This is a genomic window from Streptomyces aureocirculatus (assembly GCF_000720475.1).
Classification (GTDB): Bacteria; Actinomycetota; Actinomycetes; order Streptomycetales; family Streptomycetaceae; genus Streptomyces; species Streptomyces aureocirculatus.
On the sequence record NZ_JOAP01000007.1, the window covers coordinates 1 to 19,060 of the forward strand.

The following is a 19,060-nucleotide window of genomic DNA, read 5'->3' on the forward strand; positions in this document are numbered from 1 at the left end:
GTGTCGGGGACCGCGTACGGGGAGGGGGGCGGGGTGGCGGGCAGGGCGGGTTCCTGGCGGGGGCCCGGTACGAGGCCGCTCGGGGCGCTCGGCCCCACGGCCGTGGCCCCGGCGCTGCCGCGGGCCGTGACCTGGGTGTCGTCCGGCTCGGCGCCGAGGAGGCCCTGGGGCACGATCAGGACGGCCTGCACCCCGCCGTAGATGTTGGTCTGGAGGCGCACCGCGATGCCGTGCCTGCGGGCGAGCGCGGAGACGACGAAGAGCCCGATGCGCCCGTCCTGGAGCAGGCTCGCGACGTTGACCTGGTCGGGGTCGGCGAGCAGGCGGTTCATCCGGCTCTGCTCGGCGAGGGGCATGCCGAGGCCGCGGTCCTCGACCTCGACGGCGAGCCCGGCGGTCACGAGGTTGGCGCGCAGCAGGACCTGGGTGTGCGGGGCGGAGAACACGGTGGCGTTCTCGACGAGTTCGGCGAGCAGATGGATGACGTCGGCGACGGCGTGCCCGCGCAGGGTGCCCTCGATCGGCGGCACCAGCTTGACCCGTGAGTACTGCTCCACCTCCGCGATCGAGGACCGCAGGACCTCCGTCATGGTCACCGGCCTGCTCCACTGGCGCCTGGACATGGCGCCGCCGAGCACGGCGAGGTTCTCCGCGTGCCGCCGGATGCGGGTGGCGAGGTGGTCGATGTGGAAGAGGCCCTTGAGCAGTTCGGGGTCCTCGACGGTGTTCTCCAGGTCGTCGAGGAGCGAGATCTCGCGGTGCACGAGGGACTGAAGGCGCCGGGCGAGATTGACGAAGACCTCCACCTTCTGCTCGCTGCCCGTCTGGCTGGAGAGTTGCGCGGCCTGCACGACGGCGGTGACGGCGCCGTCGTGCGCCAGGGACATCTCCTCGGCGAGCAGCCCGAGCTCGTCCCCGGCGCCCCCGCCCGGGCCCGCGTGCCGGGCGGGCTGCTGCCCCCGCGCGGGCGGTGCGTCGCCGCGGCGGAGCCGTTCGACGAGTTCGCGCAGGTCCTCCTGGCCGCGCGCGGTGGCGCGGCGCAGCGCGACGACGCGGTCGCGCAGCGACCTGGCGGCCCGGTCGGCGGCGACGGCGGCGATCACGACGCAGACGAGTCCCAGGACCGCGGCGGCGGCGAGCGCGGCGAGGAGCGGCGGCTCCGGGCGGGTTCCGGCCGACCGGAGCAGGGAGAGCACGGCGGCCGTGCCGCACAGTCCCACGGCGACGGCGGGCAGCACGGCGATGCGCAGGAGCTGGGGCCGTATGCGGGTCTCGGGCAGCGGCGGGGCGGCGCGGCTCCCGGATCTGCCGTGCCGGCCGCCCTCACGGCGGTCTGCGCGTGGAGCCGGTGCGCGAAGGTGAGACATCAGCGTCCTCGGTACGTTGCGACGGACGCCGCGGCGAACCGCTGCGGCGCGTCGTCGATGGCATCGCGATGCCGGCCGGCAGGCCCTGATGTGATCCCTGCGTCGCCCGACGGCCACTCACGGTAGTCGTCGACGCGGGATGTGCGGTGGGCAGTTGACGAACTCCGGCAGGCAGCGTCCCGCTCTGGTATGACGCCTCGCACGGTTGCCCGAAAACACTCGCACGTCCGAGCGACGTGGGGGTCGTACGTCAGTCCCCCACGTCGTCGGCCGGTGCTGTCCGCCGCTTCGTACCGGCGGGTCGGGGCTACGGGTCAGCCCACTCCGGCGACCTCGGGCCCGGGAGTGTTCGGCCTCGGCTTGCGCCGGTGAGCGCCCGGGCCGCCGTCGGTGGCGCCCTCCGCGACGCTCCCCGGGGTACCCGTGGCCTCCGGGGCGGCCGGGGGCTCAGGGGCGGCCGGGGGCTCAGGGGCGGCTTCGGCCTCGTGGGCCGCTGCCGCTTCCCCCGCGCAGGACCGCCACCACGGCAGGTCGGGCACCGGGCCGGACGCCGGTTCGAAGGGCTCGCCGGGGATCGGCAGGGCGACCGTGGCTCCCTCGGCGCGGGCCGCGGCGAGCGTGCCCTCGCCCGGCTCGGCCCAGGGGTGCGGGGCGAGGTTGAACGTGCCCCAGTGGATGGGCAGGAACACACCGTGCGCCCGGCCGCCCTGGAGGTCGAGGTGGGTGCGCATGCCCTCTTCGGGACGCATGTGGATGTCGGGCCAGAAGTCCGAGTAGGCGCCGATCTGGATCATCGTGGCGTCGAACGGGCCGTGCTCGGCACCGATGTCCTTGAAGCCGGGGAAGTAGCCGGTGTCACCGCTGTGGAAGACGCGGTGCTCGGGGCCGCGCACGCACCAGGACGCCCACAGCGTGTGCTGCTGGTTGCGCAGGCCGCGGCCGCAGAAGTGCCGTGCGGGTGTCGCCGTGAGGGTCAGGCCGCCGACCTCGGTGGACTCGTGCCAGTCCAGCTCGCGCAACCGGCCGGCGGGCACACCCCAGTGCTCCAGGTGCGCGCCGACGCCGAGTGGCACCGCGAAGACCGTGTCCGTGCCGGCCAGGGCCTTGATGCTGGGCATGTCCAGGTGGTCGTAGTGGTCGTGCGAGATGACGACCACGTCGACCGGGCCGAGCGCCGCCAGGGGCACCGGCACCGGATGCAGCCGCTTCGGCCCCGCGAAGGGGAACGGCGAGCAGCGCTCACCCCACACGGGGTCGAAGAGCACCCGGTGACCGTCGATCTCGGCGAGGACGGTGGAGTGCCCCATCCAGGTGAGCCGGAGCCCGCTCGCCGGGGTCCTGGCGAGATCGGCGAGGGTCGTCGCGTGCACCGGCACCGGGTGGGCCGGCGCGCGGCGGGCCCGCTGCTCCTTGCGGAAGTAGATCTTCGCGAATTCCAGGGCGGACCCGGACGGCCTGGTCCGGGCACCCACCGGGTTCTGGAACGAGCCGTCGGCGAAGTTCGGCGAGCGGCGGATGCGCGCGAGGCGCGCGCCCGCGGGATCCGCACCGAACGCGGCGGACCGCAGCGAACGCAGCCGGGAGCTCGAGAACCGGGACACGGCACCTCCAGAAACAGGATTGCTCAGGCTCCCCCATTATGTGCTCCCCCTCCGCGGACGCTCGTCGGGCCCGTACTCGCCACGGGGACGGCGGCGGCGACCCGGTAGCCGCCCGGCGTGACGCGCGTAGCCGCGTAGGTAGGGTGCACGGCGTGACAAGAGTGCGGTTGAGCGTGGCGGAGCGGCGGGCTGAGCTGCTGGCCGCCACCGTCGAGCAGATCGAGGTGCGCGGTGTGGCCGCCGTGCGCATCGCGGACGTCGCGGCCGCGCTCGGCGTGAGCAACGCCCTGGTCCTGTACCACTTCTCCACCAAGGACGAACTTGTCGCCGCCGCGTTCGCGCACGCCGCCGAGAGCGACCTCTCCCATCTGCACAGGCTCCTCGGCCGGCGCACCTCCGCGGTTCGCCGACTGCGTGCGGCCGTGCGCTGGTACGCGCCGACGGGCCCGGCCAAGGGGTGGCGGCTGTGGATCGAGGGGTGGGCGTCGGCACTGCGTGAGCCCGCGCTGCGGTCGGTCACCCGTGATCTCGACCGCCGGTGGAAGGCGGCGCTCGCCGAGGTCATCGCGGAGGGCGTGGCCGCGGGTGAGTTCCGCTGCCCCGATCCCGCGGCCGCGGCCCTGCGTCTGACCGCCTTCCTCGACGGCCTCGCCGTCCAGATGACGGCCTACCCGGGCGCGGTGTCCCGGGCCCGGACCCGCTCCTGGGCGGACGAGGCACTGGCCCGCGAACTCGGCCTGGCCCCGGCGGACTTCCGACCCTGACCCGCCCGCCGACCGCGGCTCCGAACCCGCCCCCCGGCCGGGGCCGGGGCCGTCGCCACCGCTGCCGCCGGGACCCCGCTCCCAACTGCCTCACCGCAACTCGTACACCGCCACCACCGACACCGTGTCCTCGATCTCCCCCGGCGCGAGGGGCACCCCGTCCTGCTTGGCGAAGGCCGCCGGGGACACCGCGAGGGGGCGCGGCGCGCTCGACTCGGCCTCGTTGAGGGAGACGAGGCGGCCGAGGTGGCGGCCGGTCAGCCGCGCGTAGTGCTCGGCCTTGGCGCGGGCGTCCTCGTGCGCGGCCTGGCGGGACCGCGCGCGCAGCGGGCGGGCGTCGGCGAGGTCGAAGGACACCCCGTTGATGCGCACGGCGTCCCCCGCGGAGCCCGCCGCCGCCTTGATGACCCGGCCGGTGCGGCGCAGCACGCGGACCTTGACGCTGAAGCTCTGCGCGGCCCGGTACCCGCTCAGCTTGGACACCCCGCCGCGGTCCTCGTACACGGCCGAGAGCTCCAGGCTGTCCGTGCGGATGTCCCGGTCGGCGACGCGGAGCCTGCGCAGCGCGCCGAGCAGCGCGTCGGCGGCGGCGTGCTGGGCGGCGAGGGCCTTCTCCGCCGTCGGCGCGGTGACCTCGACGGCCACGCCGACCACGGCGAGATCGGGCGCGGCGCTCGCGGAGCCCGTACCGGTGACGGTCACCGTGGCCGGGGCGGGCTCGGGGCTGGTGGCCGCGGGGGCCCCGGCCGGGGCGGACACGGCGGGCGCCCCTTCGGCGGCGGCGGGCCCGGCGAGGGCCGCGGGCAGTCCGAGGGCGGCGAGCGCGACGAGGGCGGCGGTGAGCACGCGCACGGGCGGGAGCAGGCGTACGGCACGCCGGGCCCGCGGGTCCGGGTGCGGGACGGCGGCGGCAGCGGGAGCACGAGGGGCGCGGGTGGGCGGGCGCGGGGCTGCGGGCATGGGCGGGAGTCCTTCCGCTGTGGCGGTCTTCCGCCCCCACGGGGACGGCTGGCCGACATCCCAGCACCCGCGCGCCCGCGCACGGCTCCGCCACTCCCGCCCTGTCACCTCACCGGTCGCATCAGTGGTCCCATCGAGACGGCGGCATTCCGCCTGCGGCACCGGGGCAGCCGTACGGGGGCGACCGAGCCGAGGCAGCCGAGCCGTATCAGAGCAGCGGCATGAGATCGGGGCGCTTCGCCGCCACATGGTCCCCGGACGACTCGCCCCGCAGCCTCCGGCCGATCCACGGCACCAGGTGTTCGCGCGCCCACTGGATGTCGTCGCGCCGCCCCTCCAGGGGACCGCGCGGCGGCAGCGGCGGCCAGGGCTGCTCCGGATCGGCGGGCACCTCGATGCCGAGCACCTGTCCGGCCCGCATGGCCACGCGGGTGTGCCCCTCGGGCGACAGGTGCAGCCGGTCGGTGTCCCAGGCGCGCCGGTCCTGCACGGACTTCAGCGACCACAGGTCGAGCACCGGGCAGCCGTAGCGGTCGGCGACCGCGCGGACATGGCCGTTGTACGTGGCTATCTTGCCGCGCAGGTGCTTGAGGAGCGGCACGCGCCGGGTGTCGAAGCCCGTGGTGACGACGACGGTGCCGACGGCGGACGCGAGGTCCGCGACGGCTCTCTCGAAGCGCTCGGCGACCTCGTCCGGGTCGGTCCCCGGACGGATGATGTCGTTGCCGCCCGCGGCGAACGTGACCACGTCGGGGCCGAGCTCCTTGGCCCGCGGGACCTGGTCCGCGACGATCTGGTCGAGGAGTTTGCCGCGCACGGCGAGGTTCGCGTACCGGAAGGAGTGCTCGGGCACGCGGTCGTCGAGCAGGACGGCGAGCCGGTCTGCCCAGCCGACGAAGGTGCCGTCGGGGCCGGGGTCCCCCACGCCTTCGGTGAAGCTGTCGCCGACCGCTGCGTAGGAGGTGAAGGTGTCCGGGATGGCGTGTTTGCTGAAGGTTGTCGACTCTGCTGTCACGTCGTCACATCTTTCCTTCCGCCAAGTGACCTACGCCACCGTAATAAGGGGTTGACGAGGGGTGAGATAAGCCACCGGTCAAGATTGCACCAACCCGGAATACGCACGGATCAGGCACCGGCGGCCGCCGTGACCCGCCGCAGTTGGAGGACGGCCGCGTCGAGGTCGCCCCGCAGGCCGGTGCGCAGCCCGTGGTGGAGCAGGACCGCACCCCGGTGCACCTCGCCCGTCTCCCGGCACTCGTACGCGGCGGCCGGGTCGAGACCCCGCAGCCTGACCGGCGGCGGCTCCTGCCCGTACGCCTGCGCGGGGAGCACGGCGAGCACCACGGCCTCGTCCCCGAGGACGTACTGCACGGCGCTCGGCCCGCCGTCGGGGGCGCGCGCCGGTACAGGTGTCGCCTTCGAGTCCTGCTCGGGCGGCGGCGGCCGCGTCGACCTCGGTGTCCTCTCCCGCACCGACCAGGTCTGGACGTCCACATAGTCGATCGGGGCGGACGACAGGAGGGCGTCGAGGCGTTCCCGCAGGTGGGCCCTGACGTCGTCGCGGGCCAGGTTGAGGACGAGCTGGTTGCGGTACTCGGTGCGGGTGCGGCCGGGGTGGTGCTGCACCCGGTCCGGGTGCGCGCGGTACAGGTCGCTGTAGGGGTTGACCATCTCGGGTTCGACCCAGACGCCGAACCGCATGCCGAGGGCGCGCACCTCGTCGGCGAGCGGTTTGAGACCGCGGGGGAAGCGGTCGGGGTTGGGCGTCCAGTCGCCGAGCCCCGCCCGGTCGCAGACGCGCTCGCCGAACCAGGCGTCGTCGACGACGAACAGCTCCACACCGAGGGCCGCGGCCCGCACGGCGAGCGCCCGCTGCTGCTCCTCGCAGATGTCGAAGCCGGAGGCCTCCCAGGAGTTGTAGAGCACGGGCCGCACCTCGTCCGCGTCCGGGATGACATGGGTGCGCTGGTACGCGTGCCAGGCCCGGCTCGCCCCGCCGAAGCCGCCGTCGCTCCACAGTCCCGCGAGCCGGGACTCGAAGGGCCGCTCGGGCGGCAGCGGCGCGGCGGCCAGGGCCCCGGCGTCCGCGAGCGCGATCCGCGGGCCCCAGTGCGGATGCAGCAGCTCGTCACGGTCCGTGAGGCGCGGGGCGTAGCTGCTGGTGGGGCCCGTAAGGAGCCAGGTACGGGCGTCCGCGCCGACCTCGGTCATCACACCTCCACAGCCGCCGGGGCGGATCCCCCACAGGCACGCACGGGTACGCACGGGTACGCACATCTTTGAGCCCCGGCGCCCGCCGGGCAACGCCTGCGCACCCCCGCGTGCGCGGTCCCCGCACGCCCCGCGAGGGCCTCTGGGCACCCCGGTGGCACGACTGATTGCCTCAGGAACCCATGTCGTATCGTCGAAGGCGCAACCATTCGTCGAAGGCGCAACCATCGACGCGTGCCGCCCCGAGCAGGAGGAGACCCCGTGACGCAGCAGGTCCCGTCGACCGAGCCCGAGCTGGCAGGCGTGCGCAACTTCCGTGACGTGGGCGGGCTTCCGACGGTGGACGGTCGCCGGGTGCGGCACGGTGTGCTGTTCCGCAGCGGCCATCTCGCGCACGCCACGGCGGCCGACGCGGCGTTCCTCACCTCCCTCGGTCTGCACACGGTCTTCGACTTCCGCAACGCCGCCGACCAGCGTCTTGAGGGCCCGGACGTGGAGCTGCCGGGTGTGCGGAACGTGAACCTGCCGCTGTCGGACCCGGCGGACGGCGCCGAGTTCTGGAGGATGGTCCGCGACGGCGACCTCGACCAACTGCGCGCGGCGCTGTCCGACGGGCGGGCGGCGGGCCGGATGTCCTCCTCGTACCGCATGATCATCAAGGAGCGCACGGCCGAGCACGGCCAGGTGCTCCGCGCGCTCGCCGAGGACAGCGTCCCCGCGCTCATGCACTGTGCGGCGGGCAAGGACCGGGCGGGTCTCTCGATAGCGGTGACGCTCCTCGCGGTCGGCGTGGAGCGCGACGCGATCCTGGCGGACTACCTGAAGTCGAACGCCGCGCACCGCCGCTACAAGGTGCGCCGCAGCAGTTCGTCGGCGGACGCGACGTCCCCCGAGGTCCTTGAGCTCCTGAGCCCGCTGTTCGACGCCCGCGCCGAGTATCTGGCGGCGGCCTTCGAGACCATCGAGCAGAACTGGGGCGACACCGAGACCTACCTGGCGCGCGGCCTCGGTCTCACGCCGCGGACCCGGGAGCGGCTGCGCGAGCGGCTCCTGGACTGACGGCGGGCGACGGCCGCTCCCGGCTCACTGGTTCCGGCCGCCGAGCACGAACAGCAGATAGACGAAGAACGCGAACACGTGCCCCACGGCGACGTAGATGATCAGCCGGACCCACAGGGCGCGGGGGAACTTCTCCTCAAGGACCATCCGGCGTCGGGGCTCCTGCGGTTCAGATTCCGTCATGTCTGCCTCCCTGGGTGGTGCCGCCGAGACACAGCGCGGTGGCGGGGCTCTGCAGCAAGGTGTGGACGAAGAGGAAGTCGGCCCCGCCGGGATCCGCGGCGGCGATCCGGTGCGGGGTCAGCGAGTCGAAGTGCGCGCTGTCCCCGGGCGCGAGCGTGTACGCGGTGTCGCCGAGCCGGAGCCGCAGCCGCCCCTTGAGGACGTACAGCCACTCCTCGCCCGCGTGCACCCGCACGATGTCACCCTGGGCGCCGTGCGGGACGTGCACGCGCAGCGCCTGCATGCCCCGGCCGGGCGCGCCCGCCTGCCAGTACGTCCAGCCGCCGGCCGCGGTGGGCTCCATGTCCGGGGCGCGGACGACGGCGTCCCGGTCGGCGGGCGTCTCGCCGAGCAGCTCGGAGACCGTCGTACCGTAGGTACGGGCCAGCGCCAGGAGCATGGGCAGCGACGGCTGGCGCTGCCCGGTCTCCAGGCGGGAGAGGTGTGCCGGTGAGAGACCGGCCGCGCGGGCCGCCGCCTCCAGGGTGAGGGCGGCGCGGCGGCGCAGCTCCCGGAGCTGGGGGGCGACGGCCGGCAGGGCGTCGACCGGTGGTGCCGGGTCGGCGGCTTCGGGGGCGGGGTCGGCGTCGGCGTCGGCGTCGGCGGGGTTCATGTGTCGATTCAGCCAGAGTGTTGCCCCAGGGGCAACTTTCTTGCCCCTGGGGCAAAATCCCTCCTGACGACCTGGCTGTCGGCCACCGCGTGGAAGACCTGGCCGTCGGCCACCGCTACTTGTTGGCCACCGCCTGCTTCACCAGTGTCTTGCCGAAGTCCCACATCAGCCCGCCGCCGCCGTGCGCGTCGTCCATCACGGCGGTGAAGGCCTCGACGAACCGGTCGACCTCCCGCTCCCCCACCGTGAGCGGCGGGATCAGCTTGATGACCTCCAGGTGGTCGCCGGAGACCTGGGTGAGGATCCGGTGCTTCTGCAGCAGCGGCACGACCACCATCTGCGCGAACAGGCCCTTGCGCGCCGCCTGGAGCATCGTCCAGCGGCTGCGCAGCTTCAGCGACCGCGGCCTGCCGAACTCGATGCCGACCATGAGGCCACGGCCGCGCACCTCGCTCAGCAGCTCATAGCGGTCGACGAGGGCGGCGAGCCGGGACTTCAGGAGCTCCCCCGTCACCCGCGCGTTCTCGACGACCTTCTCGTCCCGCATGACCGCGAGGACGGCGAGCCCCGCCGCCATGGCCTGCGCGTTGGACCCGAAGCTCGCCGAGTGCACGAGGACGCGGTCCATCGACGAGTAGACCTTCTTGAAGATCCAGTCCTTGCCGATGGTCGCGCCGACCGGCACATAGCCGCCGGACAGCGCCTTGGCCACGCACACCAGGTCGGGCTCGACGCCCTCCTCGTGCTGGTAGGCGTAGAAGGCGCCGGTCCTGCCGAGGCCCGTCTGCACCTCGTCGGCGATCAGCAGCGCCTTGTGCCGGTGCAGCAGTTCCTGGGCGGCGCGCAGATAGCCGGGCGGCGGCTCGTGCACGCCCTTGCCCTGGACGGGCTCGACGATCAGCGCGGCGACGTCGCCCCGCGCCAGCTCCCCGCGCAGCGCGTCGAGGTCGCCGAGCGGTACCGCCGTGTCGGGCAGGAGCGGGGCGAAGCCGTCCCGGAAGCCCGTCTCGCCGTTGACCGAGAGCGATCCTGTGGTCAGGCCGTGGAAGGCGTGCGCGCAGTACAGGACGCGGGGTCTGCCGGTCGCGTACCGGGCGAACTTCAGGGCCGTCTCCACGGCCTCGGTGCCGCTGTTGCCGAAGAAGACCCGGTCCAGATGCGGGCTGTGGGTCAGCAGTTGCTCGGCGAGCAGGCCCGGGAGCGGCTGGCAGTCGAAGCGGGTGAGATCGGCCAGCGAGGCGTCGAGGACGTCGTGCAGGGCCTTGCGGACGACGGGGTGGTGCCGACCGAGGCCCATGACGCCGAACCCGGCGAGCATGTCCAGGTAGTCGTTGCCGTCGGCGTCCCAGAAGTACGCGCCCTCGGCCCGCTCGTAGACCTTGTCGAAGCCGATGGTGTGCAGCATGCGCGGCAGTTGGTGGTTGAGGTAGCGCGTGTGCAGCTCGTACCGCTCGCCGCTGCGCTCGGCGAGCAGCCTGCCGAGGTCGAACTCCTTGTTCATGCTGGTCATCCCCAACTCCCCTCGACTCGCACGCGCTGCCTCCGCAGTCCGGCTCGGCCCGCCCGCCCCATCCGCAGCTCTCCTCGGCCCGCACGCACCGTGCCCGGTCCTCCCCGGTCAACGCGGGCCGTGCCCTCGGCGCAGGCCGCGCCCGGTCCTCCTCGGCTCGTACGCCCCACGCTCAGTCCCCCTCGCCGGGCGCGTCGGACTTCTTGCGGCGGGGCGCGGCGGCCTTCCTCCGGCCACCGGGGGCGGTCTTCTCCCGGGCGGGCGGCCCCGCCTGCCCCCGTACGCCCGCGACCCCGGTCGCGTCCTTGCGCGCGAGCGTCGCACCGATGCTTCCGGCGATCTCCACGGGGGTGAGTCCCAGGTCCGCGAGCACCTCCCCGCGCTTGGCGTGCGCCAGGAACTGGTCGGGCACGCCGAAGCGCCGTACGGGTACGTCCACTTCGGCCTCGCCCAGGGCCAGCGCGACCGCCGAGCCGACCCCGGCCGCCTTGCTGTTGTCCTCGACGACCGCGACGAGCCGGTGGCGCGCCGCCAGCGGGGGCAGCTCCGGGTCGACGGGCTTCACCCAGCGCGGGTCGACCACCGTGCAACCGATGCCGCGCTCCGCGAGGAGGTCGGCGGCCTGTAGGCACACGGGCGCCATCACGCCGACGGCGACGAGCAGCACGTCGGCGGCATCGCCTCCCACGGCCTCGGCGGCCCCGGCCCCGGCTTCGGCCCCGGCTTCGGCCCCGGTTCCGGCCCCGGAAGCGCGGCCCCGGCGCAGCACATCCATCCCCCCGATCCGGTCCACGGCGGGAATCGCCGGACCCACCGACTCCTTCGGGAACCGCAGCAGCGTCGGCGCGTCGTCGACGGCGACGGCCTCGCGCAACTGGGCCCGCAACTGGTCGGCGTCGCGGGGCGCGGCGATTCTGAGGCCGGGGACGACCTGGAGGAAGGACAGGTCCCACACGCCGTTGTGGGAGGCGCCGTCGACCCCGGTGATCCCCGCCCGGTCGAGCACGAACGTGACCCCGCACCGGTGCAGCGCGACATCCATCAAGAGCTGGTCGAACGCGCGGTTGAGGAAGGTGGCGTAGACGGCGACGACGGGGTGCAGCCCACCCGTGGCGAGTCCGGCGGCGGCCACGGCGGCGTGCTGTTCGGCGATACCCACGTCCCACACCCGGTCCGGATAGGCCGCGGCGAATCCGGTGAGCCCCACCGGGTGCAGCATGGCCGCCGTGATCGCCACGACGTCCTCGCGCTCGGCACCGATCCGTACGATCTCCTCGCCGAACACCGAGGTCCAGGAGGGTCCGCCGGACGGGGCGAGCGGCTCGCAGGTGAGCGGGTCCATGACGCCGACGGTGTGGAAGCGGTCCGCCTCGTCGGCGAGCGCGGGCTCGTAGCCACGGCCCTTCTCGGTCAGGCAGTGCACGATGACCGGCCCGTGGAACCGTTTCGCGCGCCGCAGCGCCGACTCGACGGCCCGGGTGTCGTGGCCGTCGATCGGCCCGACGTACTTCAGGCCCAGGTCCTCGAACATGCCCTGCGGCGCGAAGGCGTCCTTGAAGCCCTTCTTGGCGCCGTGCAGCGACTCGTACAGGGTGCGCCCGATCAGGGGCGTGCGCTCCAGGACGTCCTTGCCCCAGGCGAGGACCTGTTCATAGCTGTCGGTGGTGCGCAGGGTGGCCAGGTGGTCGGCGAGGCCGCCGATGGTGGGGGCGTAGGACCGCTCGTTGTCGTTCACAACGATGATCAGCGGCCGGTCCTTCGCCGCCGCGATGTTGTTCAGCGCCTCCCAGGCCATGCCGCCGGTGAGCGCGCCGTCACCGATGACGGCCACGACGTGTCCGCGCTCACCGAGCACCTGGTGGGCCTTGGCGAGGCCGTCCGCCCAGCCGAGGGCGGTCGAGGCGTGGCTGTTCTCGACGATGTCGTGCACGGACTCCGCGCGCGAGGGATAGCCGGAAAGGCCGCCCTTGCCGCGCAGCTTCGAGAAGTCCTGACGCCCGGTCAGCAACTTGTGTACGTAACTCTGGTGGCCGGTGTCCCACACGATGCGGTCGACCGGCGACTCGAAGACCCGGTGCAGGGCGATGGTGAGCTCCACCACCCCCAGATTGGGCCCGAGATGGCCGCCGGTCCTGGCGACCGCGTGCACCAGGAACTCCCGGATCTCCGCCGCCAGTTCGCCCAGAACCGGCTCGGACAGCGCCTTCAGGTCGCGCGGCCCCCTGATCGTCTCCAGGATGGTCATGCTCGGGCCCCCTTACTGGTTGCTCCACTCACCGTCTTACTGGTCGTGCGACTCGCTCTCGTACCGGCGTTGCGGGCACGGCCCTCACCCGCGGTTGCCGGCGACGGTCTCGCGCATGGCGCGCAGGGACTCCTTGAGGGAGCCCATGGTGGCGAGCACGGCCGTCGGCTCGTAGCCGCAGTGCGCCATGCAGTTGGCGCACCGCTCGTCCTTGCCGCGGCCGTACTTGGACCAGTCGGTCTTCTCGATCAGCTCCCGGTACGTCGGGACGTAGCCGTCACTCATCAGATAGCAGGGGCGCTGCCAGCCGAAGAGTGAGTAGTTGGGGATCGCCCACGCCGTGCACGGGAAGTCGACCTTGCCCTCGAGGAAGTCGAGGAACAGCGGCGAGTGGTTCAGCCGCCAGCGCCGCCGGTTGCCGCCGGCGAAGGTCTTCTTGAACAGTTCACGGGTCTGCTCGACACCCAGGAAGTGGTCCTGGTCGGGTGCCTTCTCATAGGCGTAGGCGGGCGACAGCATCATCTCGTCGACCTGCAGTTCGTCATTGAGGAAGTTCAGGACCTCGATGATCGTCTGCGGGGTGTCGGTATTGAAGAAGGTCGAGTTGGTGGTCACCCGGAAGCCGCGCCGCTTGGCCTCCTTGATGGCCTCGACCGCCTCGTCGAACACCCCCTCCTTCGCCACCGACTCGTCGTGCCGCTCCCGCATTCCGTCGATGTGCACGGCGAACGCGAAATAGGGCGAGGGCTTGAACTTTTCCATCTTCTTGCGCAGCAGCATGGCATTGGTGCAAAGGAAAACGTACTTCTTCTTGGCGACCAACTGCCGCACGATCTCATCGATCTGCGGGTGCATCAACGGCTCGCCACCGGCGATCGACACCATCGGCGCGCCCGACTCCAGAACGGCGCCCACGGCCTGCGCCACCGGCATGCGCTGCTTGAGCACACCGGCCGGGTGCTGGATCTTGCCGCAGCCCTCACACTTCAAATTGCACGCGAAAAGCGGTTCCAACTCGACGATCAGCGGGAACTTGTCCCGCTTGCGCAGTTTCTGTTCCATCAGGTACGTCGCGACCTTGATTGACTGGCGCAGCGGCATGGCCATCTGGCTCACCTCCGGGGGAGCAGCGAAGAACGGTGCCATTCGAAGAAAGCGGGAAGCACGGCACGGAGAACGCGGAAGGCCGATATTCCTCCGCGCACCGTGCCGATCCGTACGAGTTCGTGCTGTGGGGCGTCCACGACCACCCGGACGGCCGCAACCGGCCGGGTTCCCGCCGTCACGGCGCTGTGCAGCGTGACGGCGGACTCCATGTCCACCGCGATGGCGCCGGTGGCGAAAAGGGCGGCGCGCTCATGGCCGCGGACGACGTGGTCGGAACCGGTGAGCGGCCCGGTGTGCACGGTGCGCCGGGGCAGCGCCCGCCCCAGCTCCCGCACCAGGGTCCGGGTGCCTACGCAGGGGGTGCGGCCGCCGTCGTGCCGGGTCTCCTCGGCGACGACCAGGTCGCCGGGGTGCATGCCGGGTGCGAGACCGGCACAGAAGCCCGTGGCCACGACGGCGGCGTCGTGCAGGGCGGGCGTGCCGAGCGCCTTGGTGACGGCGCGCTCGGCGGCCTTGGGGCCCATGCCCGTCCGCAGCACGGTCATGGCCCCGCCCGCGCCGCCCCGGTCGCCGGTGCGCAGGGCGAGGTGCTCGATGCCGAGCGCACAGGCGACGAGGAGGGGTGCGGGGTCCGGCCGGGCCGGGGTCCGGGTCATCAGCTTCCCTTGCCGGAGGCACGGGAGACACCGGCGACACCGGCGAACGGCTCGCCGTTGACGTACCGGCCGAGCGCCGTCAGCGGGAAGACCTGCCGGTAGAGGTGGTAGTTGATGGAGAAGTCCCAGGGGAAGCCGGTGCCGGTGAAGTACGGCTCGTCCCAGGAGCCGTCGTCCCGCTGCGTCCGGGCGAGCCACTCCACGCCGCGCTCCACCGCCCTGGAGTCCCGCTCCCCGGCCGCGAGCAGCCCGATCAGCGCCCAGGCGGTCTGCGATGCGGTGGAGGCACCGTGCCCGATCCACTGCTCCTCGCGGTAGGAGCGCAGGTCCTCGCCCCAGCCGCCGTCGTCGTTCTGCACGGATTCCAGCCAGGCGACCGCGCGCCGGATCGCCGGGTGCGAGCCGGGCATCCCGACGGCGGTGAGGGCGGGCAGGACCGATCCCGTGCCGTAGACGTAGTTGACGCCCCAGCGCCCGAACCAGCCGCCGAACGCCTCCTGTTCGGCGAGCAGCCACTCGACGCCGCGCCGGGTGCGGGGGTCGTCGGCCAGACCCTCGTAGGCGGCCATCTCCACCACGTGCGCGGTGACGTCGGCGGAGGGCGGGTCGATGACCTCGCCGAAGTCGCAGAACGGCAGGCGGTTGGGGAAGGAGCTGGTGTTGTCGACGTCGAAGGCGGCCCAGGCGCCGTTCTTCGACTGCATGCCGAGGTTCCAGCGCACTCCGCGTGCGATGGCGTGCTCCATGCGGGCCCGGTCCGGGTGCTCGACCCGGCGCAGCGCGAGGACGACCTCGGCGGTGTCGTCGATGTCGGGGTAGTTGTCATTGTGGAACTCGAAGGCCCAGCCGCCGGGGGTGAGGCCCGGCCTGCGCACCGACCAGTCGCCGGGCCGCACGATCTGCTCGCCCAGCATCCAGTCCGCGGCCTTCACCAACTGCGGATGGTCGGCGGGCACCCCGGCGTCGGCGAGCGCGATCGTCGCGAGGCAGGTGTCCCACACCGGCGACTGGCAGGCCTCGATCATGCGCGCGCCGTCCTCGCGCCACACCGCGAACCGGTCGAGGGACTCAAGGCCTGCTTTGAGGACCGGGTGGTCCAGGTCGTACCCGAGCAGGTGCAGGGCGATGACGGAGTACACGGCGGGCGGCTGGATGCCGCCCCAGCAGCCGTCGTTCTCCTGCCGCTCGATGATCCAGCGGGCCGCGCTGTTCATGGCCGCCCTGCGCACTCCGCGCGGCGCGATCTTGTGATAGAGGTGCAGCGCCTTGTCGAGGCGCTGGAAGACGCCGTCCCAACTCGCCACGGGGGCGAGCGGTCTGACCGGGTTGGGAAGCCGGGGGTCGGTGTGCAGCTCGTCCAGCGGGAAGGGCGCGGGACGCACGGGGCGCTTGGCGGAGACAATGGTCAGCGGCACTATCGTCTGCCGCGCCCAGCACCCGAAGTCATAGATGTTGAGCGGGAACCACTTGGGGAAATAAAGGAGCTCGGGCGGCAGTTCGGGCAGGTCGTCCCACTTCCACCAGCCGAAGAGGGCCAGCCAGATGCGGGTGAAGACACGGGCGGACGCGATGCCGCCCTGCTCCCTGATCCAGGCGGACGCCCTGGCCATGTGCGGCTCGTCGGGAGCGTCCCCCGCGAGCCGCAGCGCGACATACGCCTCGATGGTGACGGAGAGCTCGCCGGGCCCGCCGTAGAAACTGGCCCAGGTACCGTCCGCGCGCTGCTCGCCGCGGATGAAGAGCCCGGCGGCGCGGTTCGTCGCCTCGTCCTGTACACCCAGGAACTGACGGAGCAACAGGTCCTCGGCGTCCATGGTCACATTGGTGGCCAGATCGCCCTTCCACCATCCCTGGGCGTCCTGGCGTGACAACAGGAAATCGGTGGACCGTCGTATGGCGCGGGCCGCGGCGTCGAGTGTCCCGATCGCCGCGGGGGTGGTGTCGGTCGTGTCGGTGGCCGAGGCTGCCCGGGGCGTCACCGCTCCGGTGCTTCCGTCGGTCGTCGCTGTCATGGCTTCCCCTTCTCCGCAGGTGCTTCTTGTCTGCCGGGTCCGCCGTCGGCCGGGGCCCTGGAGGGACACCGGCCGGCGACTGCGATTCAGTTGGGGCCGATAGGGATCATCTCTTTCGTACGACGACGAAGTCGGCGAGCGCGCTGAGCTGCGCCCGCACCGGGTCCGGCATCTGGACCTCGTCCAGCGCCTCGATGGCGACGGCGTGCTGCCGCCGCGCCTCGTCGGCGGTCCACTCGCGGCCGCCCGCCTCCTCGATCAGGGCGGCACGCACGGCGAACTCCGCCTCGGAGAAGCTGTCGAAGTCGTTGCTCTTGGCGTCGGCGGCGAGCAGCTCGCCGAGCCGCTCGGAGGCCGGGCCGCCCGCGGCGAGGGCGGCGACCACGGGCAGGGACTTCTTGCGCTGGCGCAGATCGCTCCACGTCTGCTTGCCGGTGGCCTCCGGGTCGCCCCAGATGCCGAGCAGGTCGTCGACGGCCTGGAAGGCGAGTCCGAGGTGGTAGCCGTACCGCTCCAGGGTGTCTGCGGTGGCGTCGTCGGCGCCGCCGAGCACCGCGCCGATGGAGACCGCGCAGGCGAGCAGGGCGCCGGTCTTGTTGCCCTCCATCTCCAGGCACTCCTCGACGGTGACCCGCTCGCGGTGCTCGTAGGAGATGTCCTGCGCCTGGCCGTCGATGAGGGCGCGTGTCGCGGTGGTCAGCCGCCGCGTGGCACGGCCCGCCTCGACGGTGCCGAGTTCGAGGAGCACCTCGTTGGCGAGGGCGAACAGGGCGTCGCCGACGAGGATCGCCTGTGCGGGGCCGTGCACCTTCCAGACGGTGTCGCGGTGGCGGCGCTGCTCGTCGCCGTCCATCAGGTCGTCGTGCAGGAGCGAGAAGTTGTGCACGAGCTCGACGGCGACCGCGCCGGGCACACCGGTCTCCGGGGTGGCGCCCGCGGCCTCCGCGGACAGCAGGGCGAGCGCCGGGCGCACGGCCTTGCCCCCGTCACCGACGGCGGGGTTGCCGTCGGCGTCGATCCAGCCGAAGTGGTAGGCGGCGACGGTGTCCATGGGCGGCGCGAGGCGGTCCACCGCGGACCGCAGCACCGGGGTGGCCAGTGTCCGGCCGCGCTCAAGGAGCGCAGTCACGTCCACGGCGGCCGGTTCGGCCGAGGGCACAGTCGGCACGGTCTCTCCTCTGATTCCGGTGCGGGGTCCGTGGGGCGGGGGCCCCAGCAGGTCGAGCGTCACGCCGCCTCCTCGAAGAGATGGTCATGAGGGCGGTCGAGGGCGGTGAGGGCGGCCCGCGCCGCGGTGATTCCGCTGCGTACAGCGCCTTCCATCGTCGCGGGCCAGCCGGTGGCGGTCCACGCGCCTGCCAGATAGAGGCCTGGCGCGTGGGTGTGCGCGCTCGGTCGCAGGCGCCCGACGCCCGGTGTCGGCGCGAAAGTGGCGGTACGCTCCCGGGTCACGAAGAAGTCGAGCACCCGTGCGCCGTGCGCGGCGGGCAGCAGGCGCTCGAGCTCCGGCAGATAGCGCTCCCTGAGCGCCGCCACGGGTGCGTCGATCTCTCCGTGGGCCGCGGACTGGGACAGCGCGAGGTACTGGCCGGTGCGCAGCCCCGAGGCCTCAGTCCGGTCGAAGACCCACTGCACGGGCGTGCCGAGCGCGGCGAAGAAGGGCCGCTTGAGCACCTTCCTGTCGTACACGACGTGGACGTTGAGGATCGGCGCGCTGTCGATGGCGAGGAGCCGGTCGGGGTCGTCGATGGCGCCGTCGGGGAGCAGGTCGTGCGCCTCCGCCTGGGGCACGGCGAGCACCACGGAGTCCGCGTCGAGGACCTCGCCGGGAACCTCCACGCGCCAACTTCCGTTCCCTTGACGGGAGAGTGAGGTGACGCGTGTTCGCAGTTCGGTACGCACACCCGCCGAGTCGAGCGCCTTGCGGGCGAGCCCGTCGTGCAGGTCACCGAGGGGCACCCGCGCCCAGCCGATGTCGGCGGCGCCCGGCTCGGAGAGCAGTCCGGTCTTGAACACCATCGCGGCGAGCCCGAGCGAGGCGTCGCCCGCGACGGCGTTGAGGGTGGCGACCCCGACGAGGTCCCACAGCGCCTCGATGGCGCGCTCGGACTGACCGCGGGCGGCCAGCCAGCTCCCGAAGTCCTGGTTGTCGAGCGCCGGGTCGGCCGGGTCGAGTCCCTTGAGGGCGAGCGCCGCGCGGCCGACGGCGGCGCGTTCGGCGATCGACAGATGCGGATAGGTGGCGAGGCTCGCGGCCAGGTGCAGCGGCACGGGCAGCGCGGTGCGGCGCAGCCGTCCGAGGCGATGCCGGCGGGCGTCGAGCACGGGTACGTCGAGACGTTCCTGCAGCGGCGCGAGATGGGCGCCGTCGACGCGGTCGAGGAACCACCGGTAGGCCGTGCAGCAGCGCAGGTAGACGTGCTGGCCGTTGTCGACGGTCAGCTCGCCGCGCTGGAAGGAGAAGGCCAGCCCGCCCAGGCGCGGGCGCCCTTCGAGCAGGGTGACCTCCACGCCCGCGTCGGCGAGCGCGAGGGCGGAGGTGACACCGGCCAGGCCGCCGCCCACGACGACGGCGGACGCGCGTCCACCGGCGCTGTCGGCCTCCTTCGCCGAGCGGCTGTCGTCCTGCCTCATGCGTCCTCCCTTTCGGCGGTTGCAGTCTGGGACGCCGAGGTCACGCGGAGGGTTGCCCGCCGCCCGGGACGACACGCCGTCCCCGCTGCGGCTGCACCG

General features: G+C 72.9%; 16 protein-coding genes and 2 pseudogenes. 3 read left to right on the forward strand and 15 right to left on the reverse strand.

What is annotated here, in order from left to right; genetic code table 11:
- The coding region (locus tag IG78_RS0108140) for an ATP-binding protein (protein WP_030560714.1) at positions 1 to 1,367 on the reverse strand (1,367 nt) is incomplete at its 3' end.
- Between the two features lie 314 nt (positions 1,368 to 1,681).
- Positions 1,682 to 2,968, reverse strand: a complete 1,287-nt coding sequence (locus IG78_RS0108145; RefSeq protein ID WP_078964715.1) for an MBL fold metallo-hydrolase — start codon at positions 2,966 to 2,968, stop codon at positions 1,682 to 1,684.
- Between the two features lie 152 nt (positions 2,969 to 3,120).
- Between IG78_RS0108145 and IG78_RS0108150 the strand changes: the two genes are divergently transcribed.
- On the forward strand, positions 3,121 to 3,732 hold the full coding sequence (locus IG78_RS0108150; RefSeq protein ID WP_030560716.1) for a TetR/AcrR family transcriptional regulator: 612 nt from the start codon (positions 3,121 to 3,123) through the stop codon (positions 3,730 to 3,732).
- 90 nt (positions 3,733 to 3,822) lie between these two features.
- Here the strand turns inward: IG78_RS0108150 and IG78_RS0108155 are convergent, their stop codons facing one another.
- The 3 genes from IG78_RS0108155 to IG78_RS52605 all read right to left on the reverse strand — a co-directional run bounded on the left by IG78_RS0108155 (position 3,823) and on the right by IG78_RS52605 (position 6,063).
- Positions 3,823 to 4,692, reverse strand: coding sequence for an SIMPL domain-containing protein (locus IG78_RS0108155; protein ID WP_225881916.1), 870 nt, complete (start codon positions 4,690 to 4,692; stop codon positions 3,823 to 3,825).
- Between the two features lie 208 nt (positions 4,693 to 4,900).
- On the reverse strand, positions 4,901 to 5,707 hold the full coding sequence (locus IG78_RS0108160) for an SGNH/GDSL hydrolase family protein (RefSeq protein ID WP_030560718.1): 807 nt from the start codon (positions 5,705 to 5,707) through the stop codon (positions 4,901 to 4,903).
- Positions 5,708 to 5,817: 110 nt separating this feature from the next.
- Complete coding sequence (locus tag IG78_RS52605; protein ID WP_225881933.1) at positions 5,818 to 6,063, reverse strand: GH36 C-terminal domain-containing protein; 246 nt, start codon at positions 6,061 to 6,063, stop codon at positions 5,818 to 5,820.
- A gap of 28 nt (positions 6,064 to 6,091) precedes the next feature.
- Here IG78_RS52605 and IG78_RS52610 point away from each other — a divergent pair.
- Positions 6,092 to 6,184, forward strand: a pseudogene (locus IG78_RS52610) (alpha-galactosidase); the annotation flags it as partial.
- Here the strand turns inward: IG78_RS52610 and IG78_RS52615 are convergent.
- Positions 6,184 to 6,717: pseudogene (locus IG78_RS52615) on the reverse strand (alpha-galactosidase); the annotation flags it as partial. The pseudogenes IG78_RS52610 and IG78_RS52615 overlap by 1 nt on opposite strands.
- Positions 6,718 to 7,164: 447 nt before the next feature.
- Here IG78_RS52615 and IG78_RS0108170 point away from each other — a divergent pair.
- Positions 7,165 to 7,962 carry a tyrosine-protein phosphatase gene (locus IG78_RS0108170; protein ID WP_030560720.1) on the forward strand — a complete coding sequence of 266 codons (798 nt, stop codon included), beginning with the start codon at positions 7,165 to 7,167 and terminating at the stop codon, positions 7,960 to 7,962.
- A 24-nt stretch (positions 7,963 to 7,986) separates the two neighbouring features.
- Here IG78_RS0108170 and IG78_RS41795 read toward each other — a convergent pair whose 3' ends face one another.
- The 9 genes from IG78_RS41795 to hpnE form a co-directional block, all read right to left on the reverse strand.
- Positions 7,987 to 8,109 carry a DUF6126 family protein gene (locus IG78_RS41795; protein ID WP_037684831.1) on the reverse strand — a complete coding sequence of 41 codons (123 nt, stop codon included), beginning with the start codon at positions 8,107 to 8,109 and terminating at the stop codon, positions 7,987 to 7,989.
- Between the two features lie 22 nt (positions 8,110 to 8,131).
- Positions 8,132 to 8,797, reverse strand: coding sequence for a helix-turn-helix domain-containing protein (locus IG78_RS0108180; RefSeq protein ID WP_051852438.1), 666 nt, complete (start codon positions 8,795 to 8,797; stop codon positions 8,132 to 8,134).
- Positions 8,798 to 8,912: 115 nt separating this feature from the next.
- Positions 8,913 to 10,307: an aspartate aminotransferase family protein gene (locus tag IG78_RS0108185; protein ID WP_030560722.1), complete on the reverse strand. Its 1,395-nt coding sequence runs from the start codon at positions 10,305 to 10,307 to the stop codon at positions 8,913 to 8,915.
- A 172-nt stretch (positions 10,308 to 10,479) separates the two neighbouring features.
- Positions 10,480 to 12,552 (reverse strand): 1-deoxy-D-xylulose-5-phosphate synthase, encoded by a 2,073-nt coding sequence (gene dxs / locus IG78_RS0108190; RefSeq protein WP_030560723.1) that lies wholly within the window; start codon positions 12,550 to 12,552, stop codon positions 10,480 to 10,482.
- Positions 12,553 to 12,636: 84 nt separating this feature from the next.
- Complete coding sequence (hpnH, locus tag IG78_RS0108195; RefSeq protein WP_030560724.1) at positions 12,637 to 13,659, reverse strand: adenosyl-hopene transferase HpnH; 1,023 nt, start codon at positions 13,657 to 13,659, stop codon at positions 12,637 to 12,639.
- Between the two features lie 5 nt (positions 13,660 to 13,664).
- Positions 13,665 to 14,315, reverse strand: coding sequence for a phosphorylase family protein (locus tag IG78_RS0108200; protein WP_030560725.1), 651 nt, complete (start codon positions 14,313 to 14,315; stop codon positions 13,665 to 13,667).
- The gene (gene shc, locus IG78_RS0108205) at positions 14,315 to 16,327 is read right to left on the reverse strand and encodes a squalene--hopene cyclase (RefSeq protein WP_030560726.1); all 2,013 of its coding nucleotides are present in this window, start codon (positions 16,325 to 16,327) and stop codon (positions 14,315 to 14,317) included. Before shc ends, IG78_RS0108200 begins: the two co-directional genes overlap by 1 nt.
- Before the next feature lie 106 nt (positions 16,328 to 16,433).
- Positions 16,434 to 17,558, reverse strand: coding sequence for a polyprenyl synthetase family protein (locus tag IG78_RS0108210; RefSeq protein WP_030560727.1), 1,125 nt, complete (start codon positions 17,556 to 17,558; stop codon positions 16,434 to 16,436).
- Positions 17,555 to 19,036, reverse strand: coding sequence for a hydroxysqualene dehydroxylase HpnE (gene hpnE, locus IG78_RS0108215; protein ID WP_078964716.1), 1,482 nt, complete (start codon positions 19,034 to 19,036; stop codon positions 17,555 to 17,557). Before hpnE ends, IG78_RS0108210 begins: the two co-directional genes overlap by 4 nt.
- Between the last annotated feature and the right edge of the window lie 24 nt (positions 19,037 to 19,060).

Bases quoted from the DNA above. Each gene is read 5' to 3' on its own strand.
- hpnH (WP_030560724.1), bottom strand. From the start codon at position 13,659: ATGGCCATGCCGCTGCGCCAGTCAATCAAGGTCGCGACGTACCTGATG.
- IG78_RS0108185 (WP_030560722.1), bottom strand. From the start codon at position 10,307: ATGACCAGCATGAACAAGGAGTTCGACCTCGGCAGGCTGCTCGCCGAG.
- IG78_RS0108155 (WP_225881916.1), bottom strand. From the start codon at position 4,692: ATGCCCGCAGCCCCGCGCCCGCCCACCCGCGCCCCTCGTGCTCCCGCT.
- IG78_RS41795 (WP_037684831.1), bottom strand. From the start codon at position 8,109: ATGGTCCTTGAGGAGAAGTTCCCCCGCGCCCTGTGGGTCCGGCTGATC.
- IG78_RS0108200 (WP_030560725.1), bottom strand. From the start codon at position 14,315: ATGACCCGGACCCCGGCCCGGCCGGACCCCGCACCCCTCCTCGTCGCC.
- shc (WP_030560726.1), bottom strand. From the start codon at position 16,327: ATGACAGCGACGACCGACGGAAGCACCGGAGCGGTGACGCCCCGGGCA.
- IG78_RS0108180 (WP_051852438.1), bottom strand. From the start codon at position 8,797: ATGAACCCCGCCGACGCCGACGCCGACGCCGACCCCGCCCCCGAAGCC.
- dxs (WP_030560723.1), bottom strand. From the start codon at position 12,552: ATGACCATCCTGGAGACGATCAGGGGGCCGCGCGACCTGAAGGCGCTG.